This window comes from Marinifilum sp. (assembly GCF_965230805.1).
Classification (GTDB): Bacteria; Bacteroidota; Bacteroidia; order Bacteroidales; family Marinifilaceae; genus Marinifilum.
In genome coordinates, this window is the sequence record NZ_OZ246019.1 from 1842298 (window position 1) to 1862541 (window position 20244).

Annotated in this window: 20 protein-coding genes and 2 tRNA genes; 6 read left to right on the forward strand and 16 right to left on the reverse strand. The window is 35.1% G+C overall.

What is annotated here, in order from left to right; translation table 11 throughout:
* Positions 1–19 precede the first annotated feature (19 nt).
* The 8 genes from ACO05S_RS07285 to ACO05S_RS07320 form a co-directional block, all read right to left on the reverse strand.
* A complete protein-coding gene (locus tag ACO05S_RS07285; RefSeq protein ID WP_421920861.1) occupies positions 20–1471 on the reverse strand; it encodes a transglycosylase SLT domain-containing protein in 1452 nt (483 codons plus the stop codon).
* Positions 1472–1627: 156 nt separating this feature from the next.
* The gene (locus ACO05S_RS07290) at positions 1628–1822 is read right to left on the reverse strand and encodes a Sec-independent protein translocase subunit TatA/TatB (RefSeq protein WP_421920862.1); all 195 of its coding nucleotides are present in this window, start codon (positions 1820–1822) and stop codon (positions 1628–1630) included.
* A 52-nt stretch (positions 1823–1874) separates the two neighbouring features.
* Positions 1875–3227 (reverse strand): RIP metalloprotease RseP, encoded by a 1353-nt coding sequence (gene rseP, locus ACO05S_RS07295; protein WP_421920863.1) that lies wholly within the window; start codon positions 3225–3227, stop codon positions 1875–1877.
* A 74-nt stretch (positions 3228–3301) separates the two neighbouring features.
* Positions 3302–4450, reverse strand: coding sequence for a 1-deoxy-D-xylulose-5-phosphate reductoisomerase (locus tag ACO05S_RS07300; protein WP_421920864.1), 1149 nt, complete (start codon positions 4448–4450; stop codon positions 3302–3304).
* A gap of 20 nt (positions 4451–4470) precedes the next feature.
* Positions 4471–5343: a M23 family metallopeptidase gene (locus ACO05S_RS07305; protein ID WP_421920865.1), complete on the reverse strand. Its 873-nt coding sequence runs from the start codon at positions 5341–5343 to the stop codon at positions 4471–4473.
* A gap of 122 nt (positions 5344–5465) precedes the next feature.
* A tRNA-Met gene (locus ACO05S_RS07310) sits at positions 5466–5538 on the reverse strand.
* Positions 5539–5621: 83 nt separating this feature from the next.
* Positions 5622–5694, reverse strand: a tRNA-Met gene (locus tag ACO05S_RS07315).
* A gap of 159 nt (positions 5695–5853) precedes the next feature.
* Positions 5854–6360 carry a DUF4268 domain-containing protein gene (locus ACO05S_RS07320; protein ID WP_421920866.1) on the reverse strand — a complete coding sequence of 169 codons (507 nt, stop codon included), beginning with the start codon at positions 6358–6360 and terminating at the stop codon, positions 5854–5856.
* A gap of 82 nt (positions 6361–6442) precedes the next feature.
* Here ACO05S_RS07320 and ACO05S_RS07325 point away from each other — a divergent pair, with 82 nt between their 5' ends.
* From ACO05S_RS07325 to rnhA, 6 genes are all read left to right on the forward strand, one after another.
* Positions 6443–7588 (forward strand): metallophosphoesterase, encoded by a 1146-nt coding sequence (locus ACO05S_RS07325; protein ID WP_421920867.1) that lies wholly within the window; start codon positions 6443–6445, stop codon positions 7586–7588.
* A 12-nt stretch (positions 7589–7600) separates the two neighbouring features.
* The gene (locus ACO05S_RS07330) at positions 7601–8281 is read left to right on the forward strand and encodes a DUF4956 domain-containing protein (RefSeq protein ID WP_421920868.1); all 681 of its coding nucleotides are present in this window, start codon (positions 7601–7603) and stop codon (positions 8279–8281) included.
* A 32-nt stretch (positions 8282–8313) separates the two neighbouring features.
* Positions 8314–9396 (forward strand): hypothetical protein, encoded by a 1083-nt coding sequence (locus ACO05S_RS07335; protein ID WP_421920869.1) that lies wholly within the window; start codon positions 8314–8316, stop codon positions 9394–9396.
* A gap of 61 nt (positions 9397–9457) precedes the next feature.
* On the forward strand, positions 9458–10057 hold the full coding sequence (locus tag ACO05S_RS07340; RefSeq protein ID WP_421920870.1) for a ribonuclease HII: 600 nt from the start codon (positions 9458–9460) through the stop codon (positions 10055–10057).
* A gap of 266 nt (positions 10058–10323) precedes the next feature.
* Complete coding sequence (locus ACO05S_RS07345; protein ID WP_421920871.1) at positions 10324–12501, forward strand: S46 family peptidase; 2178 nt, start codon at positions 10324–10326, stop codon at positions 12499–12501.
* A gap of 222 nt (positions 12502–12723) precedes the next feature.
* Positions 12724–13182 (forward strand): ribonuclease HI, encoded by a 459-nt coding sequence (gene rnhA / locus ACO05S_RS07350; protein ID WP_421920872.1) that lies wholly within the window; start codon positions 12724–12726, stop codon positions 13180–13182.
* A 191-nt stretch (positions 13183–13373) separates the two neighbouring features.
* Here rnhA and ACO05S_RS07355 read toward each other — a convergent pair whose 3' ends face one another.
* From ACO05S_RS07355 to ACO05S_RS07390, 8 genes are all read right to left on the reverse strand, one after another.
* A complete protein-coding gene (locus tag ACO05S_RS07355) occupies positions 13374–14399 on the reverse strand; it encodes a potassium channel family protein (RefSeq protein ID WP_421920873.1) in 1026 nt (341 codons plus the stop codon).
* A gap of 17 nt (positions 14400–14416) precedes the next feature.
* A complete protein-coding gene (locus ACO05S_RS07360) occupies positions 14417–14773 on the reverse strand; it encodes an S-adenosylmethionine decarboxylase (RefSeq protein ID WP_421920874.1) in 357 nt (118 codons plus the stop codon).
* Positions 14773–16311: a polyamine aminopropyltransferase gene (locus tag ACO05S_RS07365; RefSeq protein ID WP_421920875.1), complete on the reverse strand. Its 1539-nt coding sequence runs from the start codon at positions 16309–16311 to the stop codon at positions 14773–14775. Before ACO05S_RS07365 ends, ACO05S_RS07360 begins: the two co-directional genes overlap by 1 nt.
* 102 nt (positions 16312–16413) lie before the next feature.
* Positions 16414–17286: a DUF350 domain-containing protein gene (locus tag ACO05S_RS07370; protein ID WP_421920876.1), complete on the reverse strand. Its 873-nt coding sequence runs from the start codon at positions 17284–17286 to the stop codon at positions 16414–16416.
* A 30-nt stretch (positions 17287–17316) separates the two neighbouring features.
* Positions 17317–18159 (reverse strand): hypothetical protein, encoded by an 843-nt coding sequence (locus ACO05S_RS07375; protein ID WP_421920877.1) that lies wholly within the window; start codon positions 18157–18159, stop codon positions 17317–17319.
* A 72-nt stretch (positions 18160–18231) separates the two neighbouring features.
* On the reverse strand, positions 18232–18771 hold the full coding sequence (locus ACO05S_RS07380) for a DUF4178 domain-containing protein (RefSeq protein ID WP_421920878.1): 540 nt from the start codon (positions 18769–18771) through the stop codon (positions 18232–18234).
* 30 nt (positions 18772–18801) lie between these two features.
* A complete protein-coding gene (locus ACO05S_RS07385) occupies positions 18802–19506 on the reverse strand; it encodes a PspA/IM30 family protein (RefSeq protein WP_421920879.1) in 705 nt (234 codons plus the stop codon).
* Positions 19507–19528: 22 nt separating this feature from the next.
* Positions 19529–19924, reverse strand: coding sequence for a CesT family type III secretion system chaperone (locus ACO05S_RS07390; protein WP_421920880.1), 396 nt, complete (start codon positions 19922–19924; stop codon positions 19529–19531).
* Positions 19925–20244 lie beyond the last annotated feature (320 nt).

Consider the following 20244-nt stretch of genomic DNA (forward strand, 5'->3'; position numbering starts at 1 on the left):
TTTATTTGGAATTCAATTATTATTCGTACTGAACTATTTTTAAAATCATACCTGGTTCAACCGCATTTGAATGAATCATGTTATTTACCTCGACCAAATCCTTTACAGATTCAACTTGAAATCTACTAGCAATAGATTGTAAACTATCACCATCCTGCACTTCGTAAAGCAAAAATTTACTCTTTTTTAAAAGTGAATCTCTTTCAGGTCTTTGCTTTATATTCTCGGATGGTTCTACCCAAATTTTCAAACGTTGACCAATATAAATATCTTGATCTTTCATGTTATTCCACTCCATAATATTGTATGTGGTACATGAATAATTCATAGCGATTTTATGAAAATATTCCCCTGCTTTGACTTCGTGATATATCGGAAATTTTCCTTTTATTGAAGATAGCTCCTTTTGCAGTTCCAGATACTTTTTAGGTTGCTCTTTCATTTTCATTGCATAAATCTCATCTTCATGATCAATATACAAACCTATTTTCTCAACAGGAATAACAATTTCAGCTGGAAGTTCTCCAACAGGAATAACATCATGCTTGTAAATTGGATTTAGTATTCGAATTTCTTCCAATGGAACATCGATTACAGTTGCAAGATATTTAAAACCTAGTCTTTTCTTAACTTTAACCGCTGAAACTCTAAAGTAAGGATATTGATTAGGTTTAGATATAATATTATGCTCCCTACTATAATTCATGATATAGGTTGCAGCAATAAAAATTGGGACGTAATTTCTTGTTTGTTCTGGCAGGTAAGAAGCGATCTCCCAAAAATCTGTTTTGCCTCCCGATCGCTGAATTGCTTCACGCACTACCCCAGGGCCACCATTATAAGCAGCTATTGCCAATTGCCAATCCCCAAAGATTCTGTGCAAATACTGTAAATATTTACATGCTGCCTCGGTAGATTTTTCAGGATCCATTCTTTCATCTACATAGGATGTAACCCTTAAATCAAACATTTTACACGAATTGTACATGAACTGCCATAGTCCCACAGCACCTGATCGTGATTTTGCCTTGGGATCCAGTGCTGATTCTATAACTGAAAGATATTTTAATTCTAAAGGCAAATTATACTTATCCAAACACTCTTCGAAAATTGGAAAATACAATTCGGATCGCTCAATAATTCTACTCGTTTTTTCACGATGACGAACGGCATAAGCTTCTATAAAACGACGTACAACAGGTTTGTAATCTAATTTTATTGGAGTTTGATTATCCAAGAGTTGTATTCTTCTTTTGTAAACTTCATCCGCAAACACAGGAATATAGTTTGCATCTAATAATTTATTCTCGGGAAGCTCTTCTTTGAGAATTTCATCTGTAAAATACATTAACCTTTGACTAACTTCTTCTTCATTCTCAGGTTTATCTTTTTGCAAAATATGAAATAAAGATTGAGCAGCAGCAGAACTCCCTAAAGAAGAAATTAACAAAAGAAATATGAAATTCTTCATGCAATCGAGCGGTTTAGATTTTTTCCAAATTCGAATTGAAAATAATTAATTTAAAGCTAGCATCCAAGTGAATTCACAAATTTTAAACTAGCTTCTTAGTTTGTTTGATTTTTATCAGAAAAATGAAAAAAGGCAGGTAAAAAAACCTGCCTTATATTAGTTTTCTGTCGAATCCTTTTCTTGATTATTATCTTTGTCTTGATCTGTAGCTTTTTTAAACTCTTTTACTCCTTGTCCTAATCCCTTCATTAGCTCAGGAATTTTTTTTCCACCAAAAAGAAGTAAGATGACAAAAACAATTATTACAATTTGCCAAGGACCAATCATTCCCGCTATTACAAAAAGGTTCATATCTGTTGATTTTTAGTATTAACAGTGCTAATATAGCACTTTAAAGTAATAATTACCAATTGGATACCCATTTCACCACATCGTTGGCATTTGCAAATATCAGCAAGCCGAATAGCAATATCATACCCGTTACCTGTGCATATTCCATGAACTTATCTCCAGGTTTTCTTCCTGTTATCATTTCATACATTAAAAATAAAACGTGACCTCCATCAAGAGCAGGAATAGGCAAAATATTCATAATTGCAAGAATAATAGAAAGGAATGCTGTAAGTTCCCAGAAAGCGTGCCAATCCCAAACCGACGGGAAGATACTTCCGATTGTCCCGAAACCACCAATGGATTTATACCCTTTAATATCTTTATCAAATATTAACCCGAACTGCTTTAGGTAATCATTTAATTTCTTAAATCCTTTTGCTATGCCAGCAGGAACAGCCTCTGCAAAACTATATTCAATCGCTTTGTATTCGAATCCACTTAGATCTAACAACGGTCGAAAACCAATTAAGCCCTTTTCTGTTGTAGTTAATTTTAATTTCACTTCCCGATTATCCCTTGAAATCAGAACTTCAATCTCTTTACCTGATTGCGTTTCCAAGTACTCCTTATATTCATCAAAGTATGTAAAGCTAACACCATTTACATTTCTAATCTCATCTCCCTTCTTTAACCCGACAGATTTAGCTGGCGAATTTTTGGCAACTTTCCCAACTTTCATTGGATGGAATGGATAACGCAAGCTAATGCTGGGCTCTACTCCAAATTTCTTACTACTACGTTCGATTAATGCCGGAATATAACTTGATGGAACCGAAACATCCATATTTGCTCCATCACGAATTACTTGAATCGTGTTGGGACGATTTAAAATAATTTCAGGCATTATCTGAGAGAATCTATCTACTTTTTTATTATCCAAAGCAATGATAATATCACCATCTTTTAAGCCAATACTCTCCGTTAATGAATCACATACAATTCCGTATTTAGCATTTTCAGCTGGAAGATATTGCTCACCCCAATAAAATAATACTACTGTGTAAATCACAAAGGCTAAAACGAAATTCACTAAAACACCCCCAACCATTATTAATAGTCTTTGCCAAGCCGGTTTAGACCTAAATTCATATGATTTTGGAGGCAAGGCCATCTGTTCTTTATCCATTGATTCATCAATCATTCCGGAAATTTTTACATATCCACCCAACGGAATCCACCCAATACCATATTCTGTTTCTCCCTTCTTAAATTTTACCAGTGAGAATCCTGGATTGAAGAACATATAAAACTTCTCAACCCTTGTCTTGAACAATTTTGCAAAAACGAAATGCCCTAACTCGTGTAATACCACAAGAATAGACAGACTCAATAAAAACTGTCCTATTTTAACTAATACATCCATTCAAATTTCAAATTTTAATTAATGAATTGTCTTACTTCTTACAATTCCTAAAAGCTGCCTAAGGTAATTATTTTTTATAACATAGACTGTGCAAATTTCCTAGCTTCTGAATCAGACAAAACATAGTCTTCATAACAAGGCTTAGGTATAAAACTTGCCCTATTCATTACCTCCTCAATTATATCACTCATCTTTAGGAATCCAACTTTATCTTTTAAAAAAGCATCAACCACAATTTCGTTGGCAGCATTAATAATACAAGGTAAATTTCCTCCCTTGTTCATGGCTTCATAAGCAAGAGCTAGATTTCTAAAATTCTTGGTATCAGCAGGAGCAAAATTTAATTCAGGATAATCCAAAAAACTAAAACGAGGAAAAACCGTTTTCAATCTTTTTGGATAAGTAAGTGCAAACTGAATTGGCAATTTCATATCCGGCAAACCCATCTGTGCTTTCATCGAGCCATCTTGAAACTGAACGATAGAATGAACAATTGACTGATGATGCACAATCACATCAACCTGATCGGGACGAAGATCAAATAACCATTTGGCTTCGATTGCCTCAAAGCCCTTATTCATCATACTTGCCGAATCGATTGTTATTTTAGCTCCCATATCCCAGTTAGGATGCTTTAATGCCTGTTTTGCATTTACCTTTTCAAGAAATCTCTTGTCCTTTCCTCTAAATGGCCCACCCGAAGCGGTTAGGTATATTTTTTCGATGGGATTATCAAACTCGCCCAATAAACACTGAAAGATTGCCGAGTGTTCAGAATCTACAGGATAAATACTGACGCCATACTCTAAGGCTAATTTTTGAATGATATCCCCTGCAACCACCAAGGTTTCCTTATTAGCCAAAGCAATATTTTTTCTGGCTTTAATGGCATTAATCGTTGGCAACAAACCCGAATATCCAACCATTGCTGTTACAACAATGTCGATGGCTCCCATTTGCACAACCTGTGCAATTGCATCTTGTCCTGAATAAATTTTTATAGGCTCACTTTTTAATGCCTCAACCAATTGTGGGTATTTTTCTTCGCAGCCAATAACAACAACATCCGGCTTAAACTTCTTAGCTTGTTCTATTAGTAGTTCCACCTGATTATTTGCTGTTAGTACATCCACAACAAATTCCTCCGGATTTGCCTCTACTACTTCTAAAGTTTGGGTTCCGATCGAACCCGTTGATCCGAGAATAGCAATATGCTTACTCATTAATAATTCGAGTTTTGTTTTTAAAATTTTATATAGTCTTCGGGGTTTAAAGGCCGACCGTTGTGCCACAACTCAAAATGTAAATGAGGACCAGAAGTCAATTCGCCTGAATTTCCTAAAAGAGCAATAGCTTCTCCTGCTTTTACTTGTTCGCCAGCTTTTTTAAGTAACTCTGAATTGTGTTTGTATACAGATAGCAAATTATTGGAATGTTGAATCTGAATAACATACCCAGTATTTAATGTCCACTCTGCAAAAATAACAGTACCATCTAAAACCGAGGATATCCGTTCATTAACTCCTCCTACAATATCAGTACCATAATGTTGAGACTTACTGTCGAATTGATTGGAAACCATTCCCTTAATTGGGGCAAAGAAGTGTGTATTCGATAATCCTCTCGATTTTGGAGAATCCTCAAGAGTTAAATTGTATTTTTCATCTTCCTCATGATCCAAACGAAACAAAGAATCTGATTCGGTACGCTCAAAGCTTAAATTTTTATACTTAGGATCAACTATCGAATCAGAAGCACTTTGAACTACATTGTCAAAATCCCTTCCTTCAACTATATTTCTAATCCCAACAAAAAAACGGTCGCGTTTTTCCAATTCAAGAATCAACGAATCAACCAAAATATCGTTATTCTCGATATTTCTTCTCATTTCTCCATCAGGATAGCCCGGAATATACTCTCGCAAAGGTGTAAATGCAATTAAAAGGATAACCAAAACAATTAAAACAACTGAAAAAACACCTGTTACTGTAAAAACATTTAATCGTGATAATCGAATGGATAACACCTCATCAAAAGTGGCCTCATTGGAAATGGTCAACCTATATTTATTCTTTAGTTTTTCAATCAAAGGGGTATTCTCATTTGAACTACTCATACCGATAGTATCTAAAATATTTACGCAAAGGTAACAGAAATCAATGAAATTGCATGTTTGAAATCTGGTGGAATAAAAAAGACCATTTCAAATGTTATTTTGAAACGGTCTCTTGCTCATAGTAGCGGGGGCCAGACTCGAACTGACGACCTTTGGGTTATGAGCCCAACGAGCTACCAACTGCTCCACCCCGCAATATAATTTTAGATACTTTTTGTCTTAATTCATTTGCCTTTTGGCGAAAAAATAATCTTTGACTAATCAAAGCTTAATCCTAGTAGCGGGGGCCAGACTCGAACTGACGACCTTTGGGTTATGAGCCCAACGAGCTACCAACTGCTCCACCCCGCAATATATCTTAAGACTTATCTCTTTCGTTTTGCGGTTGCAAAGATAAGAGCCTTTTATTCTAAAACAAAATTTTCGTAATAATTTTTTAACAAACCCAGACAGAATGATTCCTTTAAAATCATTTATATCTGTCAATCAACAAGATAAAACACAAAAAATTTATCCATTTTGAACAACTTCCTTAATCTCGAGATATGCTTCTTCTAATAAGTTCATTTTTTCGAACAAAAACTGGTAATATTCTTCCCAATTTTCCTTATTGTAAACCGAAGCTCTTTTCATTTGAAAATAAATTACACTAACTTCCTTAAATCCTTCGATAAAGTAATTCTTGTCCCAAACAATTTCCTCACCGCAGATTTCCTGAACAACAGGTTTGAATTTAAGAAACCTATCAAAAACAGAATGCCTTTTTACAGCTGACTTACTATCAATTTGCAACATTACAAAAGCGCCTTTATTATTTAAATCAAATTTTAATTGAGCTTCATTAATCTGAGTCCCTTTTAAAACCCAGGAAGTCATTTTACGACCTTTATTCTTTGAGTATTCTTTAAATCCTTCCCAAAATTGAATTCGATATGCTCTTTTTTCTTCTCTCGTATACATCAGCAAGCCTATTTTCTTAACAAAACTAATGCTTCTTTTCTTTACTTCTACCAGCATTATTAAAACCACCCTGAAAAATGCCTGATTATAAGAATAAAAATAATCCTATATTTAACTATTCTTGAAAATATTGATTTTAATGAGATTATCCATTGTATATAATTCCTTTTTAACCTTGTTTATCCTGATTTCTTTTAGCTTTTCTGGATCTTCGCAAGATAAATCAGAAACCGATAGCTTGGTGGTTTCCTCCTATTTAGAAGGCCCACATATAAAGTATAATAGCAAAAATCGAATTGAAGTTTTTTATATCCAACACGATAGCATAAAGAATGTAACCAAGAAGATCTCAAAATCTTTACGATACAAGAATGACACCCTAACATTTAAAGGCTTTGCTGGCTCTGATACCGCCACTTATATCATTCCTAAATATATCAGACCGCAATCAGGTATTTACAAAAAGGCTGATAAAATAATTGTGTTTGGAGATATACATGGAGAATTTAATGCCTTAAAAGGTTTACTGCGCTACAACAAGGTTATTGATGAAAAGAACAAATGGATTTTTGGCAATGGCCATATTGTTTTTACGGGTGATGTTTTTGATAGGGGAGCTAAAGTAAGTGAATGTCTCTGGTTAATCTTTCAACTAGAAATTCAGGCCAAAAAAGCAGGGGGGAGAGTTCATTACATCATTGGAAATCATGAAATGATGGTATTATTAAATGATGATAGATATGTGAATAATACATACAAGCATACCGCCAGACACCTCAAATGGCATTATTCTAACTTTTTTAATAAATCCACAGTTCTTGGAGAATGGTTAAGATCCAAAAATACTATAATGAAGATAGGGGATCAACTTTTTGTCCACGGTGGCATTTCTCCTCAATTTTTAGAGAAAAAATTGAAAATCGATGATGTAAATGTGAAAATGCGTTATCATTTAAACAATTATACACAACTTAAGGATACAGCATTAGTCGATTTATTCTTATATTCATGCAGTCCTTTATGGTATAGAGGATATTTATCAAGAACACCTAATTACGATAAAATTTCCATTACCGAGGTAATAAAAACTCTTGCTTTTTATGAAGCAACAGTAATAATATTTGGGCACACACCGGTTTCGAGAGTATACCCGTTTTACTCTTTTAAATTAATAGCAATGGATGTTCCCATTGGTGATCCCAATTTCATTGACCAAGCCCTATTGATTGAGAATCAAAAATATTATCGGATATTTGCTCACAAAGAGAAAGAACGATTAAGATAAAGTTGAAATAAAATGGAACTACTCACCAATCTAATAAGTACCATAGATGTACCAAGTACTGTTATCATTTCAAATAATTTGGTAGAACTTCTGTTAAGATATTTATTAAACCTTTTGGTAACAGTTTTTGTTGTGAACTATGTGTATTTTAAGGCAACAGGAAAAAGAACTTATGTTTTTACTTATATCATGATAAGTACCACAGTTTTTTTCCTTTGTTTTCTATTAGGAAACATTGATTTACAGCTTGGTTTTGCACTTGGTCTTTTCGCAATATTCGGTATTATACGATACCGTACAGATACTATACCTATTCGTGAAATGACCTACCTGTTTTTGGTAATTACCATTTCAATAATTAATGCATTAGCAAGAAGAGATGTAAGTTATAGTGAAATCCTTCTAACCAATACTACTTTCATGCTAACCACTTGGGTTATGGAAAGAGTTTGGATGCGAAGGCATATGGCTCGCAGGACAATCATCTACGATCGAATGGATTTAATTCATCCGGATAAACACGATTTACTAAGACAAGATATAAAAGAAAGAACAGGGCTTGTAATTACAAGATTTAAGATTGGTCAAATTGATTTAGCCAAAAACAGTATCAGATTGACGATTTTTTACAAAGACGCACCTGGTAATAATGTACTTACCGATGCAGAATTAAGCGATAAAGGCATGGAGTGAGAAATGACTTAAACCAACAATCCCACTGCACAATGAATTCATATATCCAAAAAATCTTTATTTTATTTTTCCTGATCCTTATAAGTACAACTCGTACTCTTGGAAAATCTCAGGAAAATCCGAATGTTGATACCATATATCGCTCTCCCAATTTATTCGAATCAGACACTTTAATTCAACTTTCTATCACAACAGATCTAAGGTCATTGGTAAGAGATGTTGGTAAGAAAAACAAATACTACCGTGCACGCTTGTCGTATTATCTCAGCGATTCTATTGTCTCCATGATTGTGCAAATAAAAACACGAGGTAACTTTAGAAAAGATCGAGGCATTTGTGCTTTTCCTCCAATGAGAATCAAATTCAATAAGGTAGAATCCAGCTATACCCTCTTCCATAATCAAGGAAAATTAAAAATGGTAACTCATTGCCAAAATAAAAATGAGAAATACCAACAAATGCTAATCCAGGAATATCTTATTTATAAAGCATACAACTTATTTACTCCTGAAAGTTTTAATGTTCGACTGGCCGAGATTACCTATAAAGACAGTAAAAACCAAATGGGGCCTTTCAAAAAATATGCCTTTTTTATCGAAGATTTAGAGGATATGGCTAATCGAAACGGTAAAATCCCCCGTTATGAGAAAAAAATTCATCCGGATCATACTCTTATTGGTAAGGTAACCAAACTTGCTATTTTTCAATATTTAGTAGGCAATACTGATTGGGGAGTTCCCACCCTTCACAACATCAAGCTAATAGCAAAAACGCCAACCTCAAGACCAATACCTGTACCCTATGATTTTGATTGGGCCAGTTTGGTAAATGCTCCTTATGCCATACCACACGAAAAGTTAAATATTAAGAGCATTCACGATAGGTTGTATAGAGGTTACAAAAGAACTGCCAAAGACCTGGAGTATATTTTTAGAGAGTTTAAAATGAAAAAAGAAGCACTCTATGATATATATATAAATAATCCGTATTTAAACGATAAAGAAAAAGAGCGTGTATTGAATTACTTCGATGAGTTTTACGAAATTATTGATAATCCCAAAAAAGTTAAAGCAGAGTTCATTAATAATTCCAGAACCATTAAGTATAAGAAATAAATTCCATCTCCTCCGAAATATTGATTTGAACTATATTTGCGAAAATCTAATTTTGATAAGTATGCTTGCCCCATTTTTACATGATAATACAATTGAAGCCGGATGCGACGAAGCTGGCCGTGGCTGTTTGGCAGGGCCTGTTTTTGCCGCTGCGGTAATTCTGCCTTCTGATTTCTCAAATGAGATGCTCAACGACTCCAAGAAAATCTCTGAGAAAAAAAGATATCAGCTTCGAACTGAAATAGAAAAAGAAGCTATTGCCTGTGCAGTTGGCATTGTCAATCATGCAGAAATCGATCTGATTAATATTCTGAATGCCTCTTTTCTTGCCATGCATCGAGCCATTGATCAATTGAAAATTAAACCCGAACATCTTCTGATTGATGGAAATAGATTTAATCCTTACAAGAATATCAAACATACCTGTGTAATTAAAGGGGACGGAAAATATTCCGCAATTGCCGCCGCATCTATCCTGGCGAAAACCTATCGAGATGATTTCATGTTGAAAATACACTCGGAATTTCCTAATTACCTTTGGAACAACAATAAAGGCTATCCTACAAAAAAACATCGATTAGCCATTAAAGAATTTGGCATAAGTCAATATCATCGAAAAAGTTTTGGGCTACTTCCTGATCAAATGGAATTAAAATTCTAACAAACGTATGATTAACAAGCCATTATAAGTATATTTTAACGAGAAAATCAAGCTGTTCATCTAATTTTCTTTCTATGAAAGAAAATTACTCTACTGACTTTGTGACAATTAAGACCTACACCTCGATCTGATATTTCTAATCAATCGGTAAATAATTCAGAATAATACTAACTTTGCCTGTCAACAAAATAATTTAACACAACAAACGCTCCGAGTTCTTAATCACTGTCAACAACTTGGATCATACTTAAAATTATTCAACTAAAATGAGGAATTTAAAATCATTAGTATTGGGATTAAGTCTTTTGCTTTGTTTCTCTAGTGTTAGAGCAGACGAAGGAATGTGGCTTTTATCTCTTTTAAAAAAGAACACTGCTGAAATGCAGGAAAAAGGCTTTAAAATTACAGCTGAAGACATCTATAAAGTAAACGAGTCTTGTATTAAAGATGCTATTGTGGGTTTAGGTAGGGAAGGAAGACCTTTCCGTCACTTCTGCACAGGAGAAATTATTTCCAACCAAGGTTTATTCTTAACCAATCATCATTGTGGATTTGGCGCCATTCAATCTCACTCAAGTCCGCAACATGATTACCTATCAGACGGATTCTGGGCTTACAATAAAAAAGAAGAATTATCAAATCCTGGAATTACTGCTTCTATCCTGGTAAGAATGGAAGATGTAACCAAAGAAGTTTTAAAAGACATTAAAGATGATATGTCGGAAGAGGATCGTTACAAAACAATTGAAAAAGTAGCAATATCTATCGAAAAAGATGCTGAAGAAGGAACTGACTACAAAGCCAGTGTAAAGAGTATGTTTAACAGCAACCAATACTTCTTATTTGTTTACGAAATATACAGAGATGTTCGTTTGGTTGGTGCTCCTCCACAATCGATGGGTAAATTTGGTGGAGATACTGATAACTGGATGTGGCCTCGTCATACCGCTGATTTCTCATTATTTCGTATCTACACAGATGCCAACGGGAAACCAGCTGCTTACTCAGAAAACAATGTTCCCTTGAAACCAAAGCATCACTTACCAATTTCTATTAAAGGAATTGAAGAAGGTGATTTTGCAATGATTATGGGATTCCCTGGAACTACAAATCGTTACCTTACCTCCTACGGTTTGGAAGAAACCATGAATATAACTAACAAGAATCGTTACGATATCCGTACTGTAAAATTGGAGATCATGATGAATGATATGTTAAAAGATCCTAAGGTAAGAATTCAATATTCGTCGAAACATGCAAGCAGTGCCAACTATTGGAAATACTCAAACGAGCAAAACAAAGCTCTGAAGAAGCTAAACACAATGGCTCACAAAAAAGAAATTGAAAAAGAATTCTTGAAATGGGCTAACAAAAAGAAAAAACGTGCTGCAAAGTATAGCGAAGCTCTTAACTTGATCAAAAAAGTTTTTGCAGAAAGAAAACATGCCGCCTATCAGGCTTCATACATTGGAGAAGCATTGGTAAATGGAGCTGAGGCTCCTGGTTTTGCTGCAAAAGCTGGAAGATTGTTGAATCTTTTGAAAGCTGAAAATCAGGATACTGAAGCAATTGAGAAAGCAATTAAAACAATAAAAGAAGCAGGTAAGGGTTTTTACAAAGACTACAATGCTCCAACCGATCAGAAACTAATGGCTGGTTTATTTGCTTTCTATGCCGATCGCATTGCAATGGAAAACCGCCCTTCCATATTCAAAACCATCGAAAAGGAATATGCTAATGATTTTAGCAAATTTGCCGAAAAAGCTTATGCAAACTCTGTATTTGCAACCGAAGCTAAATTCAACGAGTTCCTTGAAGCTCCTAAAGCTGAGGCATTAGAAAATGATATCCTATATAAAACAGGCATTTCAATTGAAAATGCTGGCTGGAAGGCATATCAGGCTACTCTTAAAGGTGCTAAAGAACTTGCAAAAGGAAAACGCTTATTTGTAGATGGTTTATTGCAAATCAACAAAAAGAAACTAATGGCTCCAGATGCCAATTCAACCCTTCGTTTAACCTACGGTAATGTAGGTGGTTATCAACCAAGGGATGGCGTATACTATTATCACTACACTACTTTAAAAGGTGTAATGGAAAAAGAAAATCCAACAAGTTATGAATTCAAGGTTCCTGCTAAACTAAAAGAGCTTTACGAAGCTAAGGATTACGGAATTTATGCCGATACAAATGGAAAACTACACACTTGCTTTCTAACAAACAATGATATTACCGGGGGTAACTCCGGTTCTCCAGTAATTAACGGAAACGGCGAATTAATCGGTACTGCTTTCGATGGAAACTCAGAAGCCATGTCGGGTGACATCGACTTCGAAGATAACCTTCAAAAATGTATCAATCTGGATGTACGCTACACTCTTTTCATTATCGATAAGTTTGCTGGTGCCCAAAACATTATTGATGAATTGACAATTGTGAAGTAATTCATTAATCACTATATAATACATAAAGGATGTCCGAAAAATCGAACATCCTTTTTTTATTAAAGTCTGGAACTGTCCAAAAGTCAAACAGTCGTAAGATTTTATGTGTTAAACAAGTTCTAAATGCTTTTCGATCTCTCTTTACAAATTCTCTTGGCGTTCTTTGTATAAAACCCTTTATATTTTTCTTACTTTTGAACTGGAAAATCTAAACATTACAAAATGTCAGCAAAAATCACCATGTTTACCGATGGTGCAGCAAGTGGAAATCCAGGTCCGGGAGGATATGGAGTTGTTTTAATTTCGGGAAATCATCGTAAGGATTTAAATCAAGGATACAAACTTACCACCAACAACCGAATGGAATTGCTGGCAGTTATTGTGGGACTGGAAGCACTTAAAAGTCCAGGTTGTGAGGTTACCATTTATTCCGATTCTAAATATGTTATTGACTCAGTAGAGAAAAAATGGGTATTCGGATGGGTAAAAAAGCGTTTCAAGGGAAAGAAAAATGCCGATTTATGGATGCGTTTTCTGGAAATATACAAGAAGCACAATGTAAAATTTGTATGGGTGAAAGGGCATGCCAATATTCCGGGAAACGAACGTGCAGATGATTTGGCTGTTTTGGCCTCACAAGCTCCAAATTTACTTGATGATTTGGGTTATCAACCTGAATAAATCACATTTCTTCACTTTTATTAAAATATAAGGGTGTTCACACTTAGGCTGTGAAAAGCAAAACACTTATAATGTAAGATCAGTAACACTCAGACTAATGCACTCTACGGTATTAGAACACCCTAGTCCAGGGCATTAGGCTACTGTGGTGTGTGATATTACAATACTGTACCATCCTGGAATCTTATCCTTTATTCTCCCTCTTTTACTCCAAAGAACTTTTCCAAAGATTTTTTAGTATCTCCACTTGATATTAAGATCAGGTAATTATTGGTTTGTACATTTGTCCCTTTTACAGGATTTTTAATAATTTTACCTCCTTGCACCAAACCAATTAGGATCGCATTAAAATCAAGCTTAAGCTTTAAGAATGCATCCATATAATCAGCTCCGGCAAACTTACATTCTTCTGTAATCAGATATTGTTGGATATCCGAATCCTCATCAGAAACACTGGTAGCTATCAAATCTTCGGTATAAGTGGCAACATGTGGTTCAAAAAGGTAAGAAGCAACCAATTTCGAAGCCACCTCATATTGAGCAATCACATGATCGATTCCAGCGTTTATGAAAGTTTCCTTCAAACTGGGATTTGAACAACGAACCACCACATTCGCCACTGGATATTGCTTTTTAAGGTTGATCACAAAAACCAAAGTTTCTGAATCATTATCAAAGTTTACAAAAACTCTCTTGGCTTTATCTACATTCACCTTTTGGTAAGCCTCAATATTAGAGAAATCAGCAAAAAGAGAAAAAACATCTTTCGATGAATAGAGATCTGAAATTAAATCCAAATCGGTTTTAGAATTGGTTACGATTGCAACTATTTGTCCTGCATGTATAATCTGATTCGCCACTTTTTGCGCAAATTCACTCCACCCAATTATCACATAATGATTCTCGAAATCGGTTCCCCAAAAACCACATTTTTTCTTTTCCATATACTGATTAAATCTTACCGTTATTTCACCAATTAAAAATCCTAATATTCCTAAACTGCCTATAATTACAAGCAAGCCTATAATTTTACCCGGCAGGGTTACCGGATAAAAATCGCCATAACCAACCGTGGTTAGGGTAACAATTGCATACCAAAATGCATCGCCAATAGTTTTAATATTCGATTCAGGTGATTGACTTTCGAACCATTGAATGGACAGAATTGCCAATACATACACTATAAATGCTGCCAGATATATAAGTTTTTTCCTCATATTCTATCTATCCAATTTTAACTACTTATTGGTTTGCATATTTCAATGCCTTCCCCATTCCAATTCACTTTTAAATCACTCTCTTCAATCACCTTTTTAAAATGTTCAGACTTACTTTGATTGCAAGAACTTAATTCAATGTATGTATATCCTTTATCTGGAAAAGTATGAATGGCCAAATGCGATTCGGCCAACATCCATAAAGCGGTATACCCCTGTACAGGAAAATGATGATCAGAGCAATTTAAAATTACAAAACCTACCTTTTCCAGATAATTTTGAAACCATACTTTAAGAAGCATTGGATCGCATTCTGTAATCCAAAACTTAAGGTTGTGTATTTTGGCTGCTAATATTTTTGATTTTTCTTTCATTAGTACAAATCCCAATTTCCTTTTAAATAATACTTATACAGCACTGGCTCATGAATACGATTCACCAATACAGTATCCTTTTCCCATGGGTAATAATCCTTTCCAAAGGAGGTAATCAAAGCCATTGCCTCGTTGTTGATCCAACGGGTAGAGATCTCAAAATCCAAACTTCTGAGATTTTTCTTTACATCGCCACTGGCTTGCTTCACGCCCAAACTCCAACCCCATTCGCCAAGTGTTATTACCTGATTGTGCATAGGAACGGTTTCAAAACCTGCACTTTTCATGGTTTCAACAATACACGAAAAAGCACGTGTGGCAAAGTACGGGCTACCTGCCTGAGTTACGACAACACCTCCTGGTCGCATGTGTCGATAACATTGTTTATAAAATTCATAGGAATATAATCTGCCCAACTCTACTGTGCGAGGGTCAGGAAGATCAAGAATGATAACATCATAGAAATCATCATTCTCTTGCATAAAGGTATATCCATCGACATTATTAATAACTACCTTTTCGTTGTGTAGCGAATTTTCGTTCAGTTTAGTTAAAACCGGATGAATTTTGCCCAGTTCTGTCATTGCCGGATCCAAATCAACCAAACTAATTTTTTCAACCTTTGAATACTTTAGAATTTCGCGCACCGCACAGCCATCGCCACCTCCAAGTACTAAAACATTTACAGGATTAGGGTGTAAACTCATTGCCGGGTGCACCAAAGGTTCATGATACATCACCTCATCGCGGGTACACAATTGCTGATTTCCATTCAGGTACAACCAGTAATCATTTTTCCATCGGGTAATTACAATGCGCTGATATTTGGTCTGCTCGGCATATACTACCTTATCATCATACTTTAACTGCTCTCCATAGCTAATAACTTTATCAGCAATGACTGTTCCTGAAATTAGAAACACTATAATAAAAGTACCTATCCCTGCTAAACTTCTTCGTTCACTAGTTTTAAAGAGATCCCATAAGAAAATCATTACGACAATAGAAACAGTGAAATTTACAAAGCCTAGAATAAATGGTGTATAAATTAAACCAAAGAATGGTAAACCGATAAACGCGAAAAATATTCCACCTAATAAACTTCCATAATAGTCATTCTCAAGAATATTGGATATATTAAATCGTAATTTTTCGTACTCATCATTTATTCGAATTACCAAAGGAATTTCCATTCCAATTAGTAAACCAACCAATATAGCCAAGGAGTAAATCAATATCCCGATTGCCTGAGTATAGGCTGATGCAGTATAAACAAGCAATGGTGCAAATGAAACCAGAATGGACAGTGTAAACTCCAAAAGCAAAAAGATCTTCAACAAGTTCTTTTCAAAAACCTTACTAAATCGAGCACCAAGTCCCATGGAAAACAACATCAATGAAATAGTCATCACCCATTGCAATGTTGAATCACCAATGAAATAAGTTGCCAATGTAGACAAGATATACTCTGCCACCACACCGGAAAAACCAGTAGCAAAAATTGCCGCTTTTAATAATGTTGATTTACTCTTAAACACAATCTTTCTAATTACAAATGACGAATTTCAAATTACGATTTACGCCATTCTTTATTAAGAATCTCATTTGGAATCACCCTAGTAATTCCGAATTCGTAATTTTTAAAGGCACCATGTAATCAATACCGATCCTCCTATGTATGCGAATGCTTCAACCAAAGCTGCACCAATATTTGGATGTTCTTGATTGATAATTTCATCAGTTAATTTTTCTCCTGGCAGTAAAATTTTATCCGTGATTAATCGCATTGCCGGAAGCAGAATTAAACCAACCAATAATTCGAAACCTGTTTCGGTGAAGGATGGTAACCAACCTTCAAAGTCTCCCACCAAACCAAATCGAATTAAATTTCCAATTGCTATAATTGCTCCGGCAAAACCGATACCTACAGCAACATTATCCTTTTCGATATGTTCGTGAATATTGTAAGGAGTAATCCAATTATAGAAACGTGTTGTTACAATTAAAGCCAGTTGACCAAAAGCCCAAAAAACTACTGCAGTTAAAATTCCGAATAGCATATCGCCACTTTCTCCTGAAACTGCACCAAAAATGATTAAACCAGAAGCAATGGAAACTGCTCCTTCAATAATTCCCGTTCCAGCATTCTGATCTTCAATAATTTCCTTACGGATAGAAAAATTACGAAGCATTAAAAAATCCGATAGGAAAATTGAACAGTTCAATAGTACGATAGCCAATAAACCGTAAACAGCAATATCGATAACATCGTTCACCAATCCGTTCGAAGGACCTACAATGGCACTACCAATAGCTAGTAACAAACCAATGTAGTATCCAACATGAGCAATTGCAAAAGCAAAATTATCTTTCTTCACCAACTCTTCTTTCACTTTAAACGACGGATGAAGGAGTTGATAAACAAATTTTCCGATCAGGAAAATAACAAAAGCCACGGTAATATAAACCACAGCATCATAAATGATATAAGAAATCTCTGACAATGAAATCATAATTTTAAGTCTATGAATTATACACCAATTTTATTTTCCAAATCCTCCACTTCGCGAACGTATTGTTCGACTCGACTTGTATCGTGAAGAGCTTCTGCTTGTTCTCTTGTTTACAGTACTCGAAGATTTTGAGCGAGTAGAGCTAAATCTGCTGGATTGATTGGAAGAGCGACTTACTTTGTTCCTTACGCGATCTTTAAAAGTATTTGGCTTGTTTGCCCAAGTACTCTTATTGCCCGATGTTGAAGAGGTAAAGCTTTTGGTACCATAAACCGGACTGCTACCACGTGGTCCGTAATAACCTCTAGAACCGCCATAGTATCCACCACGATTGTAATCGTCCCAATAAGATCGACGGTAAGTCATCATATTAAACATCGAAGACATAAAAGCATATTGCCCGTAAAATGCCCAAAACGAAGAACCTCCATGGTTTTCCCATCGACCATATTTTTCGTTTCCAACATAGTGGTTGTAACCAGCAGGAACTGCTTGCTTGGTAACTTTACCATCCTTTTTCGAAGCAATCTCCATTCCCATATCATTGATATGTTGCGAGAAAAATGCCTCATCAACCTTTTTCCAATCTGTCTTCTTTTCAAGTACAGTGTCTGGTTTTTGTATCAATATCTGGTATTGATGCTTGTAGTCATTTCCCGATTCGTTCGCATCCATATCAAATAAAATGATAGAAAAATTGGGCTCATCATTCAGTTGCTTGATCAAATCATCAACTGGCGATTTTCTCCATGTTTTTGCAACTTGAGAGCTTGATGATTGCTGGCGTGTAGAAGTAGAATCGCAGCTTCCACAGGTTTTCACAATAAAAAACAAAACGATAATCCCAAGTACAAGTTTTGCTGTGCTGTTCATAAAATCTGATTTTGAATTATAAATTAGGAGTTATGAATTAACGATCGCATTCATCCTCCATAATTCCTTTTTCTATTTTGGTAAGATATTAGAGATTTCGAATTCTTTGATTCGTTTTCCGGCAGAAGCCTCAAATTCCTGTTCATCCCATTGTTCGATACACACAATATACTCTCCCGATTCATCTTCGTAATCCCACGAAATGAATTCAACCCATTCATCACCTTTGGCTACATCATTATAGAATCCAGGTGATTCTTTGTCCATAAAAAATTTTCTACCATCGTACTCAAAAGAAGCCGGAGCCTTCTGTTTGCACAGTAAAGATTCATGAACCTCTTCGCCTAATTGACGAGTTTTTATTTTTTCTGAAACCGACAGATAAATTTCATCATCATCTTCAACAGACAAAAACAATGTTTTTGAACCATTATAAATCTTAAATTCCTGAGTGAAGAAATTGTCCCCCCAATCGTATTCAAAACAAGCCTGCACTTCCCATGATTCAAGATCATATTCAAAAACAAAACCAATATCCAGGTCGGTTACCCGGATATTGGTGCTGTCGTACGAGGGCTGTTTTTTCCTTTTAAAAAAATCAGATAATCCCATTTTTAATTTCGTTCAAATTTGTAAAAACAGCTATTCCTTATTCTTCATTTTTGCCTTTAAATCTTCCAAGGCATTCGAAGCTTTTACATTCGTTTCATTTAAAGTAGCGTCAATCTCATCATCCAAACTCTTGTTCTCAACAGAAATTTCTCCATAAGCTTCAGCCATTGCTTCTTGCTGTGCTACCTTATCCTTCATCTTTTCCAACATCGAAACGGTTCCTGAGCTATCAATTCCCGAAAGCTGTTTGTTGATTTTCTGTGTTGCAGAACTTACCCGAGCACGAGCTTTTAAAGTACGCAATTCATTTTCGTAACGCGAGATGGTTGATTTCAACTTCTTCACATTGGCATCAAGTTGGCTGATATTTTGATCGAATCGATTCACCTCTTCCTGAGCACGGGCAGCATTTGCAACAGCTTCTTCTTTTCTTGCCAAAGCTTCAGTTGCCAGACGTTCTGCTTCTGCAACATCTAAATCCCCTTTCTCGGCTTTCTGCAAAAGAAGAATCGCTTTTTGCTCATAATTCTGTCCCATCGACTTTTGTTCGTTCAATTCTCTTTTACTTCTAATTGCCAAGGCTTTTACTTCTGCCAAAGTTTGTAAGCTCTTATCCAAATCCTTTTTAAGATCTCTAATCCCTTGCTCAGTCATCTTGATAGGATCTTCTAATTTATCAATCGCTGCGTGAGCTTCTGCTTTACCCACATTGAATAATCTGCTAAAAATTCCCATATCTTATTCTTCTTTTAGTCGTTTACAATTTTGAAAATGCAATAATTTCCTCGGAGTACTCACTAAGCAACAATTCCAATGAATTTAAAGTAGCTTCCAATTCGTTCTGATCCAAATTCTCTAATTGAAGCGTATCACGGAACAATACCCTAGTTCCAGTTTCGTCAAGAGCAAAAGCACCATGCACTATTTCTCTGTTTTTTATTAGCAATGATTTAAAAATATCATCCTGATCATCACTAATTTCGAATAGTAATCCTTCTATAACAAGAATCGGATCCTCACAATCAACAACCAAATTTGCAATTCCGCCTTCAGGATTTTCAACTATAAATAGTTCTTCCGCTAAATCTTCCTGCACAATGTTGTATTCTAGGTTCAATAGGTAATCTTTTACCTTGTTAAAGTATGCACTCATTTTTATATCAGTTTTAAAATTGAATTAATTAAAATTAGAACAATTTATTGTCACCGGGAAATAATCCAGAATGGTATTTATTGCTTCTGAATTAAAATTATCATCCATGGCCTCCAAATGATAAAGTTGGATACCCATTTATTTCATTTGAGTTTGAAATTACAAAATACAAAGCGTTCAGAAGACATTTAATCGGGAGAATATTCAAAAAAATCGATAAATGAGAGTTTTTACATGTTTTTACCATTACTGCTCTAAATCCAAAACCATATAGTTTGTCTCTATCTCTGCATAGATAAAGAATAAGTCCATCTTACACA